The 16,361-nt window shown below is 50.5% G+C and carries 16 protein-coding genes; 3 read left to right on the top strand and 13 right to left on the bottom strand.

What is annotated here, in order from left to right; translation table 11 throughout:
* The first annotated feature begins 39 nt into the window (after window positions 1-39).
* The 3 genes from Psch_RS14535 (at window position 40) to Psch_RS14545 (ending at window position 2,958) form a co-directional block, all read left to right on the top strand.
* Window positions 40-1,149 carry a DUF7986 domain-containing protein gene (locus Psch_RS14535; protein ID WP_190258599.1) on the top strand — a complete coding sequence of 370 codons (1,110 nt, stop codon included), beginning with the start codon at window positions 40-42 and terminating at the stop codon, window positions 1,147-1,149.
* Window positions 1,150-1,830: 681 nt separating this feature from the next.
* Entirely contained in the window at window positions 1,831-2,256 is a 426-nt protein-coding gene (locus Psch_RS14540; RefSeq protein ID WP_134218927.1) for a hypothetical protein, read from the top strand.
* 204 nt (window positions 2,257-2,460) lie between these two features.
* On the top strand, window positions 2,461-2,958 hold the full coding sequence (locus Psch_RS14545; protein WP_134218928.1) for a hypothetical protein: 498 nt from the start codon (window positions 2,461-2,463) through the stop codon (window positions 2,956-2,958).
* Window positions 2,959-2,995: 37 nt separating this feature from the next.
* Here the strand turns inward: Psch_RS14545 and Psch_RS14550 are convergent, their stop codons facing one another.
* The 13 genes from Psch_RS14550 to Psch_RS14610 form a co-directional block, all read right to left on the bottom strand.
* Window positions 2,996-3,700 (bottom strand): FadR/GntR family transcriptional regulator, encoded by a 705-nt coding sequence (locus Psch_RS14550; RefSeq protein WP_190258600.1) that lies wholly within the window; start codon window positions 3,698-3,700, stop codon window positions 2,996-2,998.
* A 147-nt stretch (window positions 3,701-3,847) separates the two neighbouring features.
* Window positions 3,848-4,897 carry a phosphotransacetylase family protein gene (locus Psch_RS14555; RefSeq protein ID WP_190258601.1) on the bottom strand — a complete coding sequence of 350 codons (1,050 nt, stop codon included), beginning with the start codon at window positions 4,895-4,897 and terminating at the stop codon, window positions 3,848-3,850.
* Between the two features lie 9 nt (window positions 4,898-4,906).
* Window positions 4,907-7,012, bottom strand: a complete 2,106-nt coding sequence (gene acs, locus Psch_RS14560; protein ID WP_190258602.1) for an acetate--CoA ligase alpha subunit — start codon at window positions 7,010-7,012, stop codon at window positions 4,907-4,909.
* A gap of 362 nt (window positions 7,013-7,374) precedes the next feature.
* A complete protein-coding gene (locus Psch_RS14565) occupies window positions 7,375-9,363 on the bottom strand; it encodes a (Fe-S)-binding protein (RefSeq protein ID WP_190258603.1) in 1,989 nt (662 codons plus the stop codon).
* A gap of 74 nt (window positions 9,364-9,437) precedes the next feature.
* Window positions 9,438-9,701 carry a hypothetical protein gene (locus Psch_RS14570; RefSeq protein WP_243120626.1) on the bottom strand — a complete coding sequence of 88 codons (264 nt, stop codon included), beginning with the start codon at window positions 9,699-9,701 and terminating at the stop codon, window positions 9,438-9,440.
* 1 nt (window position 9,702) lies between these two features.
* Entirely contained in the window at window positions 9,703-10,437 is a 735-nt protein-coding gene (locus tag Psch_RS14575) for a hypothetical protein (RefSeq protein ID WP_134218932.1), read from the bottom strand.
* 55 nt (window positions 10,438-10,492) lie between these two features.
* Entirely contained in the window at window positions 10,493-11,074 is a 582-nt protein-coding gene (locus Psch_RS14580; protein WP_134218948.1) for a hypothetical protein, read from the bottom strand.
* A 34-nt stretch (window positions 11,075-11,108) separates the two neighbouring features.
* Window positions 11,109-11,552, bottom strand: coding sequence for a hypothetical protein (locus Psch_RS14585; RefSeq protein ID WP_134218933.1), 444 nt, complete (start codon window positions 11,550-11,552; stop codon window positions 11,109-11,111).
* Between the two features lie 13 nt (window positions 11,553-11,565).
* A complete protein-coding gene (locus Psch_RS14590; RefSeq protein WP_134218934.1) occupies window positions 11,566-12,408 on the bottom strand; it encodes a hypothetical protein in 843 nt (280 codons plus the stop codon).
* Window positions 12,409-12,468: 60 nt separating this feature from the next.
* Window positions 12,469-13,308, bottom strand: coding sequence for an energy-coupling factor transporter transmembrane component T family protein (locus Psch_RS14595; RefSeq protein WP_243120627.1), 840 nt, complete (start codon window positions 13,306-13,308; stop codon window positions 12,469-12,471).
* The gene (locus tag Psch_RS14600) at window positions 13,305-14,153 is read right to left on the bottom strand and encodes an energy-coupling factor transporter ATPase (protein WP_190258604.1); all 849 of its coding nucleotides are present in this window, start codon (window positions 14,151-14,153) and stop codon (window positions 13,305-13,307) included. The genes Psch_RS14595 and Psch_RS14600 overlap by 4 nt, the downstream gene beginning before the upstream one ends.
* Window positions 14,126-14,968, bottom strand: a complete 843-nt coding sequence (locus tag Psch_RS14605; RefSeq protein WP_243124133.1) for an energy-coupling factor transporter ATPase — start codon at window positions 14,966-14,968, stop codon at window positions 14,126-14,128. The genes Psch_RS14600 and Psch_RS14605 overlap by 28 nt, the downstream gene beginning before the upstream one ends.
* A gap of 193 nt (window positions 14,969-15,161) precedes the next feature.
* A complete protein-coding gene (locus Psch_RS14610; protein WP_190258605.1) occupies window positions 15,162-16,316 on the bottom strand; it encodes an S-layer homology domain-containing protein in 1,155 nt (384 codons plus the stop codon).
* Between the last annotated feature and the right edge of the window lie 45 nt (window positions 16,317-16,361).

The following is a 16,361-nucleotide window of genomic DNA, read 5'->3' on the forward strand; positions in this document are numbered from 1 at the left end:
CCGAACTTGCAACCCAAGTTAGAGAGGTGGCGATAGTCATTGGTACTTGCAAAAGAAACCTTGGAACACATTGCAACCGCGCAACAATTAAAAAGCGATCTAGTAAATTATTATAAAAAAAGAGAGCAAAAGTATAAACCGATTATCCTGACCAGATACGCAAAAAACCATGCGCTCCGTGAAGACGTCATGGCAAACGGCATCGACTGGCTGATCCATTGCTTCCGCTTCCAAAAAGGCGATACACTGATCGACCGCTTTATAAAAAAACACCGGGCATTATCCGGGCTGGAAATTCAAATCCTTGAGCGCTGGAAAGACTCATTTGAAGGCATCTTTGAAGTGAAAGCTCTGGAAGCTGATTCGGTAAGGCTATTTAACCTGGTTGATCAGCAGGAATATACCGCGGCCTCCATAACGGGTCCGGAGACACTGGAGCGTTTAAAACCCGGCGGTCTGGTTATGTCGAGGCTTATTCCATTAGATGATATATATTTATTCAGCGGAAATATGTACCTTTTGCCTCCCGGCGATAAAAAGGCCCTGCAGGACCTGGCTGCGAAAATAGCGCAGTCCAATTCATCCGCGAAATATGATCAGGCCTGGGAAATACAAAGGAAATACAGAGATAGTTTCATCTCTTATTTCGGTGACGATTTAATCACACTTCCCGGCCACAAATTGGACGAAGCATTTGACAATTTCAACCACTATCATATTGAGAAAACCCTGCACAACATGCCGGAGGAGAAAAAGAGCGAGTATCCGGCTGCGGCGCCGAAGATGGAATTTCCTGAAGCCCTTACTCGTAATGACAACGTTGGCTTAATTTTTGACGAGAGGGAAGGCCTGAACTTTTATCCCGGCTTTGAGTCGTTTATGGCGCCTTTTAAAAATCCGCGTCTATTGGAGGATGAAGAGCACAGGGAAGTGATTACGGGCTACCTTGAGAGTGACAGCATCTCCACATTGCCGTTCCGTAAAATGGTTGAAAGATACCCGGAGAGTTCCCGGCAGGCTTTTGCAGCTTTGTTTGCTAAACCAAACTGGGATAATGACAAGGATTTTCATGAATTAATGGAAAAGCACAAGGGAGCTTTCTTGAAGAAAAAATGGGAGCCCGCCACACTGCCTTTCAATATGATATAACAGGGGTCTTAGAGACAAGATATATGCTTATAACGAAAACAAGGCGATGTGATCGCCTCGTAAGATTAACCGGTATTTTCCATTATCCAGGTTGTCAGCGGTTTAGACTTCACCCCTGATCATACCTTCAATGCGGTCGGCAAAAGGTTTTTGCTTTTCTATGGGGAGATCATTAACCAGTGTGATTAACTCCATCCACCTGTCTATCTCTTCTTTGTCCATTGCGCAGCTACCCCGTTTCCTTTATTAGTCGGCCGGCCGGCAAGACTATTTCAATGAAGCGCTTAGCAGCGCGCGACTTACCGGCCCACCAGACCTATTGTTCCTTCCTTTCAAAAATATATGTCTAACCATACCTGAGGCTCGCAAAAATCGAGTGGAACTATTGATATTGCACAAAATGACTAATTAAAGCATATATTAGCAAATAAAAAGGTGGTTAAAGCTATGGGCCAAAGGTTAAAAACCGAGGGAGCCTTGACTGGATTACCAGGCAATGACGCTTTTGTCCTTTTTTTAATATTTATTCTGCTGCTTCTGGCGGTAAGATAAGTGGACTGCGTTTGTCCTCATCAACAAGAGCTTTTTCAATTAACCCTGCATAGACAAACTTGGCGTTTATTTTTATAATGATAATGTGGCGCCGGCCGGCGCGAAATTATCATATAAAGGATGATCGTCATGTCTGACCTCGATGAAACGATTAGGGTAAACAACCAAAGAATTATTGAGGAATGGATTGCAGCGCTTCATAGCCTGATTAGCCAGGTTAAGCAGTGGGTTTCGTCATATCCCCAAAAGGATAGCTTCAGTGCTGTTGATTTGATGGTCAATAAATCTGAAGAACCTGTTGGAGAGTACCAGGCCCCGATGCTCATACTTACCACAGACCAAACCCCTATAGAAATCATTCCCGTGGGCAGGTTTGCCATAGGGTCAATAGGCCGTGTAGACATTACCAACCACAAGCGTTCTTTCACCCTGCTGTATTCCAGAAGCAAAGGCTGGTTGTTTTTCGATCAGAGGAAGCCTCTCACAGAAGAATTATTCAAGCAAATGCTTGACGCGCTGTATGTGACAGGCGACCCTATGCCTAAACTGCATTAACCTTGAGTTACACACTATATAAGTAAACATACAAAAGGAGCTTAAAGCTCCTTTTTGTTTAAATTTTAATTGTAGGTGCAAATTCATTGGACAAATGCAACATTGGCTGCCACAAGTTCGGCGCTGGCGCGCCGTGTGCGATTGAAATGGCGCCTACATTCGCAATATAATAATGGAAAGGATCCATAAGGAGGCGTTGGCATAGTGAAAAAACTTGGTGTCAAGGGTAAAGCCTGGCTGAAAGGATTCCATCTTTTCTTCTGTTGCGCCTGGATAGGTACGGGGATCTCCATGCTGGTCCTGACCATGGTCAAAGGCTATATTCCAAATGGAGATGAGCTTTATGCCGTTAACGCTTGTGTCAAACTCCTCGATGACTTCATCATCATCCCGGCCGCTTTAGGCTCCCTGATTACCGGGCTTTTATTTTCCCTTTTTACCAACTGGGGATTCTTCAAGTTTAATTGGGTTATCTTCAAGTGGGTTGCCACCGTGGCCCAAATCCTTTTCGGCACATTTTGGCTGGGACCGTGGACCAACGGCGCCACCGCCATTGCGAATGCCGAACGCGCCCAGTCACTCTACAATGCTCAGTATTTGTATTTCCGGGAAATGAACAACTACTTCGGCAGCATTCAGGTACTGCTGCTGATTATAGTGGTTTTTATTTCGGTCCTCAAGCCCTGGGGAAAAAGGGCTTAAAGGCCTGCGAATACCGCAGCGATAAGTCACAAGGCTTTCAATTTAAAGTAGCCTTCTCCACCCTGACCAGGTGTTTGTACATGGCCCGCCTGGCATCCCTGTCACGTCCTGCCCTGATTGCCTCAAAAATAGCGTGGTGATCTTTGAGCAGCTGTTGTGGCATGCCAGGCGTACGGTAAAGCTCTTCCCGGGCTGCCTGCAGGACCCTGCACCTGGTATCGGCAATTGAGTCCATGAACCTTAACAGCAAGGAATTGTGGGCGGCCTCCGCCACCACATAGTGAAAATTCCAGTCCGCCTGCTGTCCCAAATCACCTGTTAGAAGGGCCTCAGACATCTCCTTGAGGGTCGCCTCCATTTTTACCAGGTCCTCTTTACTATGCCGCAGCGAGGCCAGGCCGGCAGCCTCAACTTCCAGTATCTTCCTCAGCTCCAGCAGTTCGCGTGAGGTGTACTTCTGGGTCATCAAGGTAAGCGCCAGCGCTTCCGCCAGCGAATGGGTGCTGATCTCCCTGATAAAAGTCCCGCCGCCCTGCCTTATTTCGATAATTCCCAACGCCTCCAGAGCCCGAAAGGCCTCCCTTACGGCCGAACGTCCAACCTGAAGTTGTTCAGCCATTTCCCTTTCGGACATGAGCTTATCCCCTGGCCTTAAGGTTCCATCGGTGACCAGCTTTTTTACCTGGTAGATTATTTCCTCGTATATTTTCTTGGTCTTAATTGGCTTTAACTCCACAGGCATAACCTTGGTCCCTCCTATAGTTATCCAGCCGCTATGCAAAACTAGCATCAAGCCTACGGGCCAGAGCTGACCATTCCTTTTGGACCGGACAGGCCAGCCTGGCATCTTAGCTGGTGAGCTATTGGGCAGTACCGCGGAACAGCATTTCTATAAATTATTTACAATATGCTCCCAGTTACAGTGGGTAACAATATTCTCCAGCGCGACTCCGATGCTGGTCTTGTCGGTTGGCTGGATATGCCGGCTTACCTGGCCCATTTTCTCGACGGTGGTATATGTGTCATAGTGAACCAGAATAATGGGGACCCCCATTTCCTCAGCCCTGGCAATAACCTTAACGTCGGGGTACAATCCACCTGTAAGGATTAAAACGGATGTACTGGTCTCAAGAGCTGCCAGAGCCAAATCAGCCCGGTCGCCGCCCAGGATAACGGCCTTGTTGGCGGCTCTCCTGAGATAGGTCAGGGCGCTGGCCATGGTCATGCCGCCGATAACCATATCCTCCACATGCAGGTCAAGCCGTTCGTGTCCGGTTAAAATTTCACCGCCCAGCATATCGAAGTATTCGCCAACCGTGGGTGAGGCAATTTCCGGTCTGGTGGGGATTACCCCCAGGGTCTTGTAGCCGGCCTGTTCCAGGATGGGGCTGTATACGCCTCCTGTTTTGGCGTAAAGCGGCCTTGGTACATTGCTGAAGATGGTGCCCATAATGGGGACTTCCGCCAGGGCCAGGTGCTTATTCATAAAGATGGCGTTGTCAAGGCTGTAATCGTTTTCAATTTTAAGCACCATGAGGGCTTTAGAACCAAATTTTTTGGCCAGGCTGACGCTGTCCAGCCCGTAACTTGCCAAAATGTCAATAGACAGCGCCCCATCGATAATAACAATATCTGAAAAGCTTGCTATCTCATCATAAGCATCCATAATGACCGCCGGGCCATCTTTTAAAGAGGCCTGCGCGCTCAGGTAAAAGGGGCTAGCGGTAATGGGGGCGATTTTTTCCAGGGAGATATTCAAGTGTAGTACTTCCTTCATAAGAACAGAATCCAGGTCGACTTTCCCGGTCATGTTGCGCCCGTTGGCTACCGGTTTAAAATATCCCACCCTGTAGCCTTCCTGCTGCAACTTCTGCGCCAGGCCCAGCGCAACCACCGTTTTACCGCTGCCCGGTGTGCCCATAATATATAGACTTTTCATTCTATCACCTCAAGAAATCGTTATTTTAATATCCAGGGCTGAAACACCATTCTCATAAGCAAACACAGGGTTGATGTCCATCTCGGTGATTTCGGGAAAATCTGTGACCAGCCTGGCTGCCCGCTTAACTACATCCACCACTGCCGCCATGTCCCGCGGGGCCTCTCCACGGTAGCCCTTCAGGAGGGTATAGGCTTTGGTTTCTGAGAGCATTGCGCCAACTACTTTCTCATCGTTCAGGCTGGACGCAAGGCGGAAGGATACATCCTTTAAGAGGTTGACGTGGATCCCGCCCAATCCGAAAGCAACCAGGGGGCCGAACTGCACATCCTTGGTCATGCCGATAATCAGCTCTGTTCCCTTGGGCATCATTTTTTGCACCTCAATACCATGCACAACGACCTTGGGCAGGTAGCGGTGCACACTCTCCATAATCATCAGATAGGCCTTTTGGACTTCCTCAGGGGAGTTTATTCCCACTTTCACCCCGCCCACGTCGGATTTGTGCAGAATTTTGGGCGAAGCCACCTTGAGCACCACGGGATATCCCATCTCATTGGCAGCGGCCACCGCCTCATCGGCAGTGGTAGTCAGGACGATAGGGGCGACCGGAATACCGTAAGCCTCGGCTACCGCGGACGCCTCGCTGCTCAGCAGGTTCAGGCGACGTTCCCTGGTTACGTCATAAAAAATGGCCTTGACCGTCTTTTGGTCGACTTCCAATTGGTCGCGCGCTTGCTTGCTGTCCACCGTGTCTAGGTACCGTTTATATTTATTCAGGCCGTTTATACATAAAATGGCTGGTTCAGGGAAGGTGAAGCAAGGGATCCCGTTTTCAGCCAGAATGCCCGCGCCTTCGGCAAGAAGAGGTCCTCCCATGTAGGCCGCGAAGACTGGCTTATCCGGATGTGCGTCCCTGGCCTCCACGATGCTCCTTGAAGTTTCGACCGGTTCGGTAACGGCGGTCGGGCACATCAGGACCAGGACACTGTCGACATTGGGGTCATCCAGCACCTTGTTCAGGGCATACTGGTAACGGTCGGTCCTGGCGTCTCCCAGAACATCAACAGGGTTATAGATGTTGGCTTCTTTGGGCAGGTTGGTACGGAATTCATCAAGGGTACTCTTGTCGAAGCGGGCCATTTTGAGCCCCATGTCCTCTACATTGTCTGTAGCGATAATCCCCGGTCCCCCGGAATTGGTGACGATAGCCACCCTGTCTCCAGCGGGAATGGGGGATTTTGTAAATGCGATGGCCAGATCGAAAAGCTCGGTCATGGTAGTAGCCCGGATGATCCCGCACTGCTCAAACGCGGTGTCATAGGCCAGATCGCTGCCGGCCAAAGCGCCGGTGTGAGAGGAAGCTGCCTGGGCTCCGGCCTGGCTGACCCCGGACTTCAGGACGATAATAGGCTTTTTCTTGGCGGCCTCTCCTGCTACTTTGAGGAAGCGGGCGCCATCCACAATATCCTCTAAATAACACAGAATAACCTTGGTATAAGGATCATTCGCTGCTTCCTCGATAAAATCGATCTCGGAAAGGTTGGCCTTGTTCCCGAGACTGACCACTTTACTGTAGCCGAGCCCGGCAGTAGCGCTCCAGTCCAAAATGGCCAGCAGGATAGCGCCGCTCTGGGAAAGAAAGGCGATTTCTCCCTTGACCGGAGCTGCAGCGGTAAAAGAGGCGTTAATAGGTGTATGTGTATCCATCACGCCAACACAGTTGGGTCCCAGCATACGCATGTTAAACTCTTCACAGATCTCAGTCAGTTTCTTTTCCAGCTCCAGCCCTTCTTTACCGATTTCCTTGAAGCCGGCTGTGATTACGGTCAGGGTTTTGACTCCTTTTTCACCGCATTCACGGGCTGCCGCCACTACCTTCGACGCCGGTACGACCATAACTGCCATATCAACCGAGTCTGGTATAGCGCCCACCGACGGGTAGCAGGCAAGTCCCTCTATTTCGCTCTCTCTTGGATTGACGGGATAAATAGCACCCTGATAACCGGAGGAAATAATATTACGCATAATCGCGTTGCTGATTTTTCCGGGAGTTTTAGAGGCCCCCACAACTGCTACGGAATTGGGTCGAAAAAAACTTGTTAAGTCAGCCACTGCTTTATGTCACATTCCTTTCCAGCAAAAAAAAATATTTTGTCAAAATAAAAAATTCTGTCTTGTGCTCACCGGAATACGATGTCGTATTAGAAAAACCCGTTATTTTTCAGCCTTAGCTCACCATGTGGTTGTGACTGAAAGAACAACGGGGCATATGGCACCCCCTTTAAAAAACTTTTGGCCAAAGTGGTATAGTGGTATGACCATCATTATCCAAAGTATAATCATAGTTAAACTAACTAGTCAATACAAATTTTTTCTGAAGTTTTCTACATTATAACTTATGTCAGCTCCTGCGACCTCTCTTCCCCAGCCGTAAGGAGAATATTAAAAGTATGGAATTAATCATACCGGCCGGATTACATGGCCATTTCCAGGAGTTCGGCGATATCCAGGACCTGAATTTGCTCCTGCATCCCCCGGCAGGCAGCCGTCTCCTCCATCAGCATCTGGCAATATGGGCAGGCAGTGCACAGCACGGATGCCCCGGTAGCAACCACCTGCTGTACCCGGCCGGCAGCAATCAGGTTTTCTGACACGGCCTTGGTCCAGAACCGGCCGCCGCCTGCCCCGCAGCAAAACGACCAGTTCTCCGAGCGCTGCATCTCTAGCAGCCGGACGCCGGGCAATGCCCTCAATATTTCGCGCGGCTCACGGTAGACATCGTTGTAACGTCCGAGATAACATGGATCATGGTAGGTTATCGTCGTATTGTTGTTTTTGGTGGGCTTTAACCTGCCTTCTTTTAACAAACCGGCCAGTAAGACGGAATGGTGGATCACTTCCCAATTACCGCCGAACTGGGGATACTCATTTTTTAAAGTATTATAGCAGTGGGCGCAAGAGGTGATAATCTTCCGGACGCCCAATTGATTCCATTTTCTGATGTTGTTTTTTGCAATTTGCTGAAAGAGCGCTTCGTGGCCCATCCTGCGTGCTGTTTCACCACAGCACCACTCGTCTGCGCCAAGAGTTGTAAAAGATAATCCGGCCTTCCTCATCATATTGTTCAGGGCTGCGGCTGCACGTCCGGCTTTTGGGTCAAATGAAGCGGCGCAGCCTGCGAAAAAAACATACTCCGCGAGGTTACTGCCTGCTATCGCTTTGTTGCCGGAGCTTGCCGACCAGCAGTTATTATCGTGACGGGCCACTCCCCAGGGGTTGCCGTGCGACTTGATGTTGCTAAAAAACTGCCGCATCTCGTCAGAGTAATCTTTTTTGGCCAGGACCAGATGACGCCGCATTGCAATAATCTTGGGAGTATGCTCGACAGAAACCGGACAGGCCTCCTCGCAGCTGCCGCACATGGCGCAGCCCCAGATAAAATCTTTTTTATAGACATCGCCGATGATATTCTTCTTTAAGATTGCCTGTTCGGCAGCAGCCAGCTTGATGTCCTGCCTGGACTTCTGCTTAAGCAGAAGCGGCGCCCTCTCTTCGATGTGCTTGCGGAAACGGCCCTGCAGCGGCTTGGGCTTTACCGGCTCGCCGCTCTGGTGGGCCGGGCACTGGTCGTTGCAGCGCCCGCACTTCGTGCAGGTGTAAGCCTCGAAAAGCTGTTTCCAGGTAAAGTCCTCCATCTTATGGACCCCGGCCTTCTCGTCGGTTGCACCTTCCAGCTCGATTGGCTTAATCGCCCCCCTGTGCTCCAGCGAGTGCCAGTAAGTGTTGAAAGGAGCAAAGAGCAGGTGCAGGTGCTTGGAGTTGGGGACAATCCAGAGTAAAGAAAAAATGGCCAGGAAGTGCGCCCACCAGAAAATGGACGCTGCCGTCCCGATGACCTCTGGCGGCTTATTAACGAAAAAGTCGGAGAGCGCTCCGGCCAGGGGAGCGGGCCAAAGCTTACCGCCGCCTAACTGCAACGCCAGGTTGGTCCCGTGATACAGCGCTTCAGTTAAGACGATAGTAAAAATGAGCAATAAAAGCCCAATAGCTTCGGTGTTATTTTTCAGCCATTCCGGTTTTTTGATCATCCGCCGCAAGAGACAGCCGGTTATGCCGGCAATAACCAATATGATAAACAGATCTTTTACAAAGAGATACAGCGCGTTTTTCCCCACGAAAGGAATGCCGGTGTTAAAGAGCCTTTCGGCGGCCATGTTGGGAATACCCGGCAACAGGATCACAAAACCGTACATGATGCAGGCGTGGCATAAGCCAAAGAGCGGATAACGGCGGATCTTCTTTTGACCCAATACGTTAACGGCAAAATATTTCAAGCGCTCAAGCGGCCGGTCGGTATGCTGCGCCGGTCTGCCCAGGCGGATATAACGAATACGCCGGTATATTTTATAAAAGAAATACATGCACGATCCGGACATCAAGAAAAAGAACAAATATCTTTCCATAACATCATTCCTTATTTGACGTTCCAGCTGAATTCGTATGCAGGACAACGACCCGGTCAGGCCTCACAATGCAGTCATTTCGTCAGGGTAGACGACTCATCGCTCTGTACATTCACCACTGTTTGGCGTTTCATGCAGATAAAGGAACGATCGGTCCAGCGCCTGAACCGGCAGTTGTAGCAGGATCTTTCCTCCTCCGCCACCAGTTCGTCCTCGTCATCCAGTAAAAAATGAGGGCAGTTGCCCGCTATTCCGGCGGCCAGCAGCCAGTCATGCCTGCCACCATTGAACTGCGCCTGGCCTCTTTCATTTTTACTCCAAAAATCCATGTCCATCACCTCAATAATCCTCCAGGTGAACAGTTGTACAGGTTTCCCACTCCAGTCCGTCTTCCCGGCGATAAACCAGAAGGATACGTTTCCCTTCCAGCAGTACGGTCTTTAATTTGTTTCCCAGTCGCACCTCTTCATTATCGTGCAGGATATAACCGTCCAGGCTCTGTACCCTTTCCACAGAACTGCTGTTTAAAATCTCAGCCACATTTATGATCGCTCCGGGGGCTTTGAGTTTCAGCCGGCCCTGGAAGCGCCCGTCATTATTGGTCATTCTTAAGCCAACTCCCGCCAGCGCCCCGATCACGCCGATACCCGTACCACCGTGTTCAGACAGGTGTACACCCAGCTTTCTTGCCAGTCTGTAGGCTTCTTCTTTGGTCATGATCCTTTTCTTGGTTTCATAACCATAAGCGATCAGACCCGCTGCATCCTGCAACTGTTCCTCTACCACTACGCAAAGGCCGGGGTCGGAACCAGGCGCGCTATCCCGTTCCAAAAATCTGCCGGCTTCTTCGATCAGCGGCTGCAGATAAGCGGCTTCAATATCAGCAGTGAAGCACATGGAGCTGTTGTGGGAAGTATAGGCTATCTCCGGATGCAAGAGCAGTTGATGGCGGGTAAGGCCCTGACAACTTCCCCAGCGCTGATTTTCAATAATCTTGATGATATGTTTAGCTGATATCCCGGTCGCGCCCTGGTCGATATTGTCTGTGTCATCGATCCCTACATAGATTTTCATTCCACACGCCGTTCCCTTCTTGATAGTATAATAATTCCTGGCGCCGCGGTTAAGGTCAGGTTTGCCAGGAAGCGGCCAGACGCGGTTTTAACCGCTTAATCAGCACTGCTGCCAGAACTCCTCCGGCAGCGCCAAAAACGACATGCAGCAAGGTCGCATAACCAAAGCCCATAGCCAGAAACACCATTGGGATATCAAGCATGACGCCCAGAACAATGCTGGCCAGCAGCTTGGACCAGCTGATTAAGGCCCCGATGATAACGCCCACCCATATGGATTCCAGCTTGTTCAAAAATAGAATCGCCAGGATATCCAGCAACACCCCCGGTACAATGCACTTGAAAGCCAGTAAGGGGCCTTCTTTACCCAAACCGAAAACAATGGCCAGGATCCCGGAAATAATGCCCATGATGGCTCCGGCGCCGAATTTGGGGATTAAGCCCTTGCCCAACATCAGTAAGCCCATCCAGTATACGCTGGTATGGCCCGGTATCCCGATGGGGAGTTGGAACACAAACCTGCTGACGCTGATTAAAGTCCCGAACATGGTCAGTCTGATCACATCGGCCAGCCCTATGTGAAAGATAAAGTTGTCCACCGGGTTTTTCAAATCAGCAGCCGTCTTTTCTTTTTCCATGTCTTCCACGTTTGTTTCCTCTTTTCAAATTCAATTAATTGGCGACATAAAATTTGGCGACCTCTTTAAGCATGACCCGGTTTCCATCCGCCTTATTGATCATCGCAAAGGTACTGTTGCTATTTGGAGAGAGGACAATGCTCCCAATCTCCCTGGAGCTCAATGTAAATTCCCCGCTGTCGCCTACCCCGCTCACCTCGATGGATTTATAATCACTAATCCCCGCTGAGCCAAGCACAAAGCCAAGTGATACTTCATTAGAATTTCCCGTGCTCTGCTTGAGTTCCCGTTCCTGTTCACCCAACTGCCTGATCACCCCGGCATCCAGATAAACAGCGATTTTATCATACTGTACGACGGGTACAAGTTTGCCGTTTTGGCTGCCTTGCGCTTTGGTGAGCTGTTCAAAAAGAAAGGCGCCCCCGACTACCAGCACAAGAAGCAGGAGCCCGATCCCGACGCGTTTGTTAATAGTCATGCCGCTCCCCTTGCTATCCCTTTTTTCTTTTTCTTCTTAAAACTTCTACAGCCACCCAGCCAACCAGTAAAATCCCGGCGCCTACAGCCACCTCATTTTGCACCCGCAGTCCTTCCTCGAAAGCTGCAACCTTGGCCGTATCCGCCTCGCTGGGCGCCGCAGCCCCGCCTGGCGACACTTCATTGTTTTGATTTGCGGCCACTGTGACACCGGACTCGGCCGTATCTTCAACGGTTGCATTGCTTTGCTCCTTGACCTGATCAGCTGACGGCCTTTCACTGCCGGCAGCCGCTGCCGCGGGAGCACTACCCGTAGACACGACAGACCCGGTATTATTAGCCTTTTTCTCCCCGGCCGTTTTAAACTCGATCGTTACCCCCCGGTTGTTAGTGCTCATGGACAGCGTGGAACCCCCATTCTTGGCCAGCAAATCCGGAGCAACATATAACTTGTAGTTGGTCCCCGGCGAAAGGGCTGTTGCCGGTTCCACCCAGATATATTGCCTTTTGGAAAAATCCACCGTATCATCAATTTTACTCAAATTAAGAGCTTTTTCATTGCCGTTTTCATCATAAAGATGAAAACAACGTTTATTTCTTTCCCAGTAGATTAAATAAACGACATTCTTGTCAAAATGCATGGTGATCTTTGGCTTCAACGACACATTCTCCGCGTCTATAACACTGGTTCCATCATCGAGGGTGGCTGACACCAGACTTAGTGGCTTAAACACACCTTGCGTATTGCCCGAGCCGTCGCCACCATCGCCATAGGCGGCTAAAGGCAGCACGACCAAAAGGGCGCTGAGCAACAGCATGAGCAACCCCGTTCTTTGCCCTGTATTTCTATGCCTCATAATGTTCCTTCCCTTTTCTGTAGTCTTGCGCCAGGCGGCTGCATCCAGCGTCTGGCCGGCCTAACGTAAATTCTGAAGCGACTGAACCTGCAGGCCCATGCCATAGATACAGATTAGCGGTAAAATACTTACCGTTATGCTTATGAGCAGCGCCGCCAGATCACAGCGGCAAAAGCGCAGTTTCCTGGTCCGGCTGTGGTGCGGCCCGCCCGTGTAGCACCTGCTTTCCATAGCCGCGGCCAGGTCGGTGGCCCGCTGCAGCGAACTCACCACTAGAGGTATGAGCACCGCCAGAGAAGTTTTCAAACGCACCAGTTTCTTTGGTGATGTAAATGGCGCGCCGCGGGACTTCTGGGACCTGGTGATGGTCTCCGCTTCCTCCAGCAGGGTGGGTATAAACCTCAGAGAAATCGTAATCAGCATGGCAAACTGATTTACCGGCGCCCCCAGGCGGACCAGAGGCGCAAACAGAGCCTCCAGGCCTCCTGCCAGCTTCATTGGTGAAGTAGTCATGGTTAGGATGGTGGAACTCAAGAATAGAATGAGCAGGCGCAAAAATGTTGACAGTCCCCGGTATACGCCTTCTACAGTCACGGTCAGCGGCCCCAGGCTGAATAGAGAAACTCCCTGGGTATAGATGCACTGGGCCAGAAAACTACAGATAAAAATAATCCATAGCCATTTAATTCCGTGCAAGACCGAAGACAGGCTTGTTTTCGACAGGTAAATCACCACAAAAATCAACCCTGTGTTGAGCAGGAGCACCGGCCAGCTATAACTAACCAATATGGCGGTAACCATGGCCAGCCACCCCAGGAGCTTGGTCCGAGGGTCCAATTGATGAATGATAGAGGTACCGGGCGTGTATTTTCCCAACTTCATTCTTTTCATCATTTTCATGCTTTCAACAACCTGTCGATTTCACCGGCCGCTTCTTCTACAGTCAGCACCCCTGTGTTTATCGGCAGCCCCCGCTTTTTTAAATTATGCAGTAATTTCATATAGTCAGGCAGCAACAGGTGCTCATAAGGCAGCTCATCCCGCTCCAGAACCTTTCTGGTCGGGCCCCAGGCCTTGAGGCGGCCTTGATCCAGCAGGGCGACACGATCTGCCAGGATAATTAGTTCGTTAATATAATGCGAAACCATAATGACGGTCACTTTCTGTTCCTGCTGATATCTTTTGACGGTAGTAAGAATATGGGCGCAGCCCTCTGGATCCAAGCCTGCCGTCGGTTCATCCAGGATCAGAATATCGGGCTTCATGGCCAGGATACTGGCCACTGCAATGCGACGCCGCATCCCCCCGCTCAAGCACAACGGCGACAGATCCCGCACCTGTTCAGGGACAAGCCCCACACTTGCCAGTGCTTCATTAACCCGAACCGGAATTTCCGCCTTGTCCAACTCCATGTTGTTTAGCCCATAGGCCAGTTCTTCAAATACTGTCGCTTCAAAAATCTGCTGTTCGGGGAATTGAAACACCAGTCCCACGGATTTCCATAGCTGCGCTCCGTTGTGCTTGTCCCGCGGATCAATGCCCAATACGGATATGCTTCCGGATTGCGGGGATAAAAGCCCGTTAAAATGCTGAATTAAAGTTGACTTGCCGGAACCGTTGGCGCCGACAACCCCCAGAAATTCGCCTTTTTCCACCGACAGGGTGATGTTATCAAGAGCCTTCTTCTCATTTGACGTCCCGCTATTGTATACATAGCTTAAGTTGTTGATTTCAATAACCGGCATATACTGTTCTCCATCTGCTCCAAAGTGGTGATTTGCTCATCCAGCAGGTAACCGCTCTTCCTAAGCATTTGAGCCAGGCGAACGATATTCGGCGGCTTTAAGTCAAGGTTCTTTTCCTCCCGGTTGAAAGCTTCCCAGGGAGGGGCGTCACAAACAATACTGCCTTCCTGCAGCAGGATCATACGGGCCGCCCCGGCCAGGTCTTCCATGTTGTGGGAGATCAGGATGATGGTAATCCCCTGCCGCTTGTTCAGCTCCCGTAAGTAGTCAAGAATTCCCTGCCTGCCGGTCTGGTCCAGCATGGAAGTCGGTTCGTCCAAAACCAGGTAAGCAGGCCGCATGGCCAGGGCTGCCGCTATGGCAACCCGCTGCTTTTGTCCCCCGGACAGCATGTGCGGCGACGTATGCCGCAGTTCGCTCAGTCCTACAATCTGCAAGACCTGGTCAACACGGCGCTCGATCTCCTCCTCAGGCAGGTCGAGATTCTCCGGCCCGAAGGCAACTTCTTCCTCGATCACCGGACTTACCAGCTGGTTGTCCGGATTTTGAAAAACCATAGCCACCTGGCGGCGTATCTCCTTGATCTGCCGGCGCCGGCCGGTGTCCATGCCGTTCACTATAACCCTGCCGGTGGATGGAAGGTGCAAACCGTTTAATAGACGGGCAAGGGTGGTTTTACCCGAGCCGTTCTTTCCGGCTATGCCTATAAACTCGCCGGGTTTTATGGATAAATTAACTGCCTTTAAAGCACAAATTTTTTGACCCTGGCTGTTTGCATATTCTTTGGTGACATTTTGCAGTTGAATCCCCTGCAAACTGATAGCGCATCACCCCCTTTTAGTCCGGCATACGAAGCGATACCCCAAAATGCAGGTGCGAATTCATTCGCACAAATGTTACATTGGCTGCCACAAGTTCGGCGTTAACGCGCCTTTGTGCGATTGAAATGGCGCCTACATTGGCTCAAGTTTTGGTTTTATGCTGGCGCCGCGTAAGCGACATGGACAACTACAATAATTTCACAATAACGGCTGCTGCTTCCGCCCGGCTGGCAAAGTCTTGCGGCCGGAAGGTGTTATCCGGGTAGCCCGACATGAGCTTTTTCGCGCTAACCGTTTTCACCGCGTCCATAGCCCAGTAGGAAAGCTGATCAGCATCGCTGAAGTCTTGCCAGCTATCCAGCGCAGTCATTTTTTTCGCCAGACAGATCATGAGCGCCATTTGTTCACGGGTGACCGGAACATCGGGCGCAAAATTATTCCCGCTTGTACCATGCACGATACCGTTGGCGGCGGCGGTGGCGATATAGTCCTTAGCCCAGTGCTCGCCGGTATCGGCAAAGGCCGCACCGGCCTCTCCGGTCAGCTTGAGCGCCTTTACCAGTATGGCGCAAAATTCCGCCCGTGTGATTGTATCATCCGGTTTGAATGTATTATCCGGGTAGCCGTTCATGATCCCTGCCGCAACAAGCTGCTTAATGCCGGCTTCAGCCCAGTGGCCGCCTATGTCGCTACAGCCTGGCGTTTGGCCGGGCGTCATTTGATTTGTGGCTTGCTCATCAGAGGGTACGGAAGTGGTTGTGCCGCCCGGGTCTATTCCTTTGGTAGTAAACGCAAAGGTATAGGTCTTCCCCAGCTTCAGCCCGTTGTTGAATTCAAAATCAGGACCGATTTCAATAACATAGGTTGTGGCCGGCTGAAGCGAGGTGCTTTTGAGCGTCAACCCCAGCGGGGCGTGCGCAGTGATTCTTTTAAACCACCAGTCGGTAACTTCCATGTAGTAATTGTCAACTGTAATCGGCACAGTTACTATATTAGGCAATACAACAGGCTGGCTGGTTTGTTTATTGTAAAATTTCACGTTGTTTTCCAGGTTGGCTTCCAAGGTTTTGAAAAAACCGAAGGGAAAATACCAGACCAGTTCCACGTGATTGTAATCAATTAAATCGTCAAACTGATATTCCATTTTAGAACCCTGGTCGCTAATTAAAGTAGCCGCCGGCTCACATCCAAGCAGTTTTGCCATTCGAGCGGCGCTACCGGCGCCCTGTCCTTGATCCGTGCCGCTCTCTCCGTAGGCAACCAGGGGTATAGCTCCCAGCAGGAGCGTGATGAGCATTACAACAATCAGCCCGGAACGACACGAAATGCTCCTGATTAACATATCGTTTACCTTCCTTTCCCAGGCGCACAAGGGAGTGAGGAAAAC

This window comes from Pelotomaculum schinkii (assembly GCF_004369205.1).
Taxonomy (GTDB): domain Bacteria; phylum Bacillota; class Desulfotomaculia; order Desulfotomaculales; family Pelotomaculaceae; genus Pelotomaculum_C; species Pelotomaculum_C schinkii.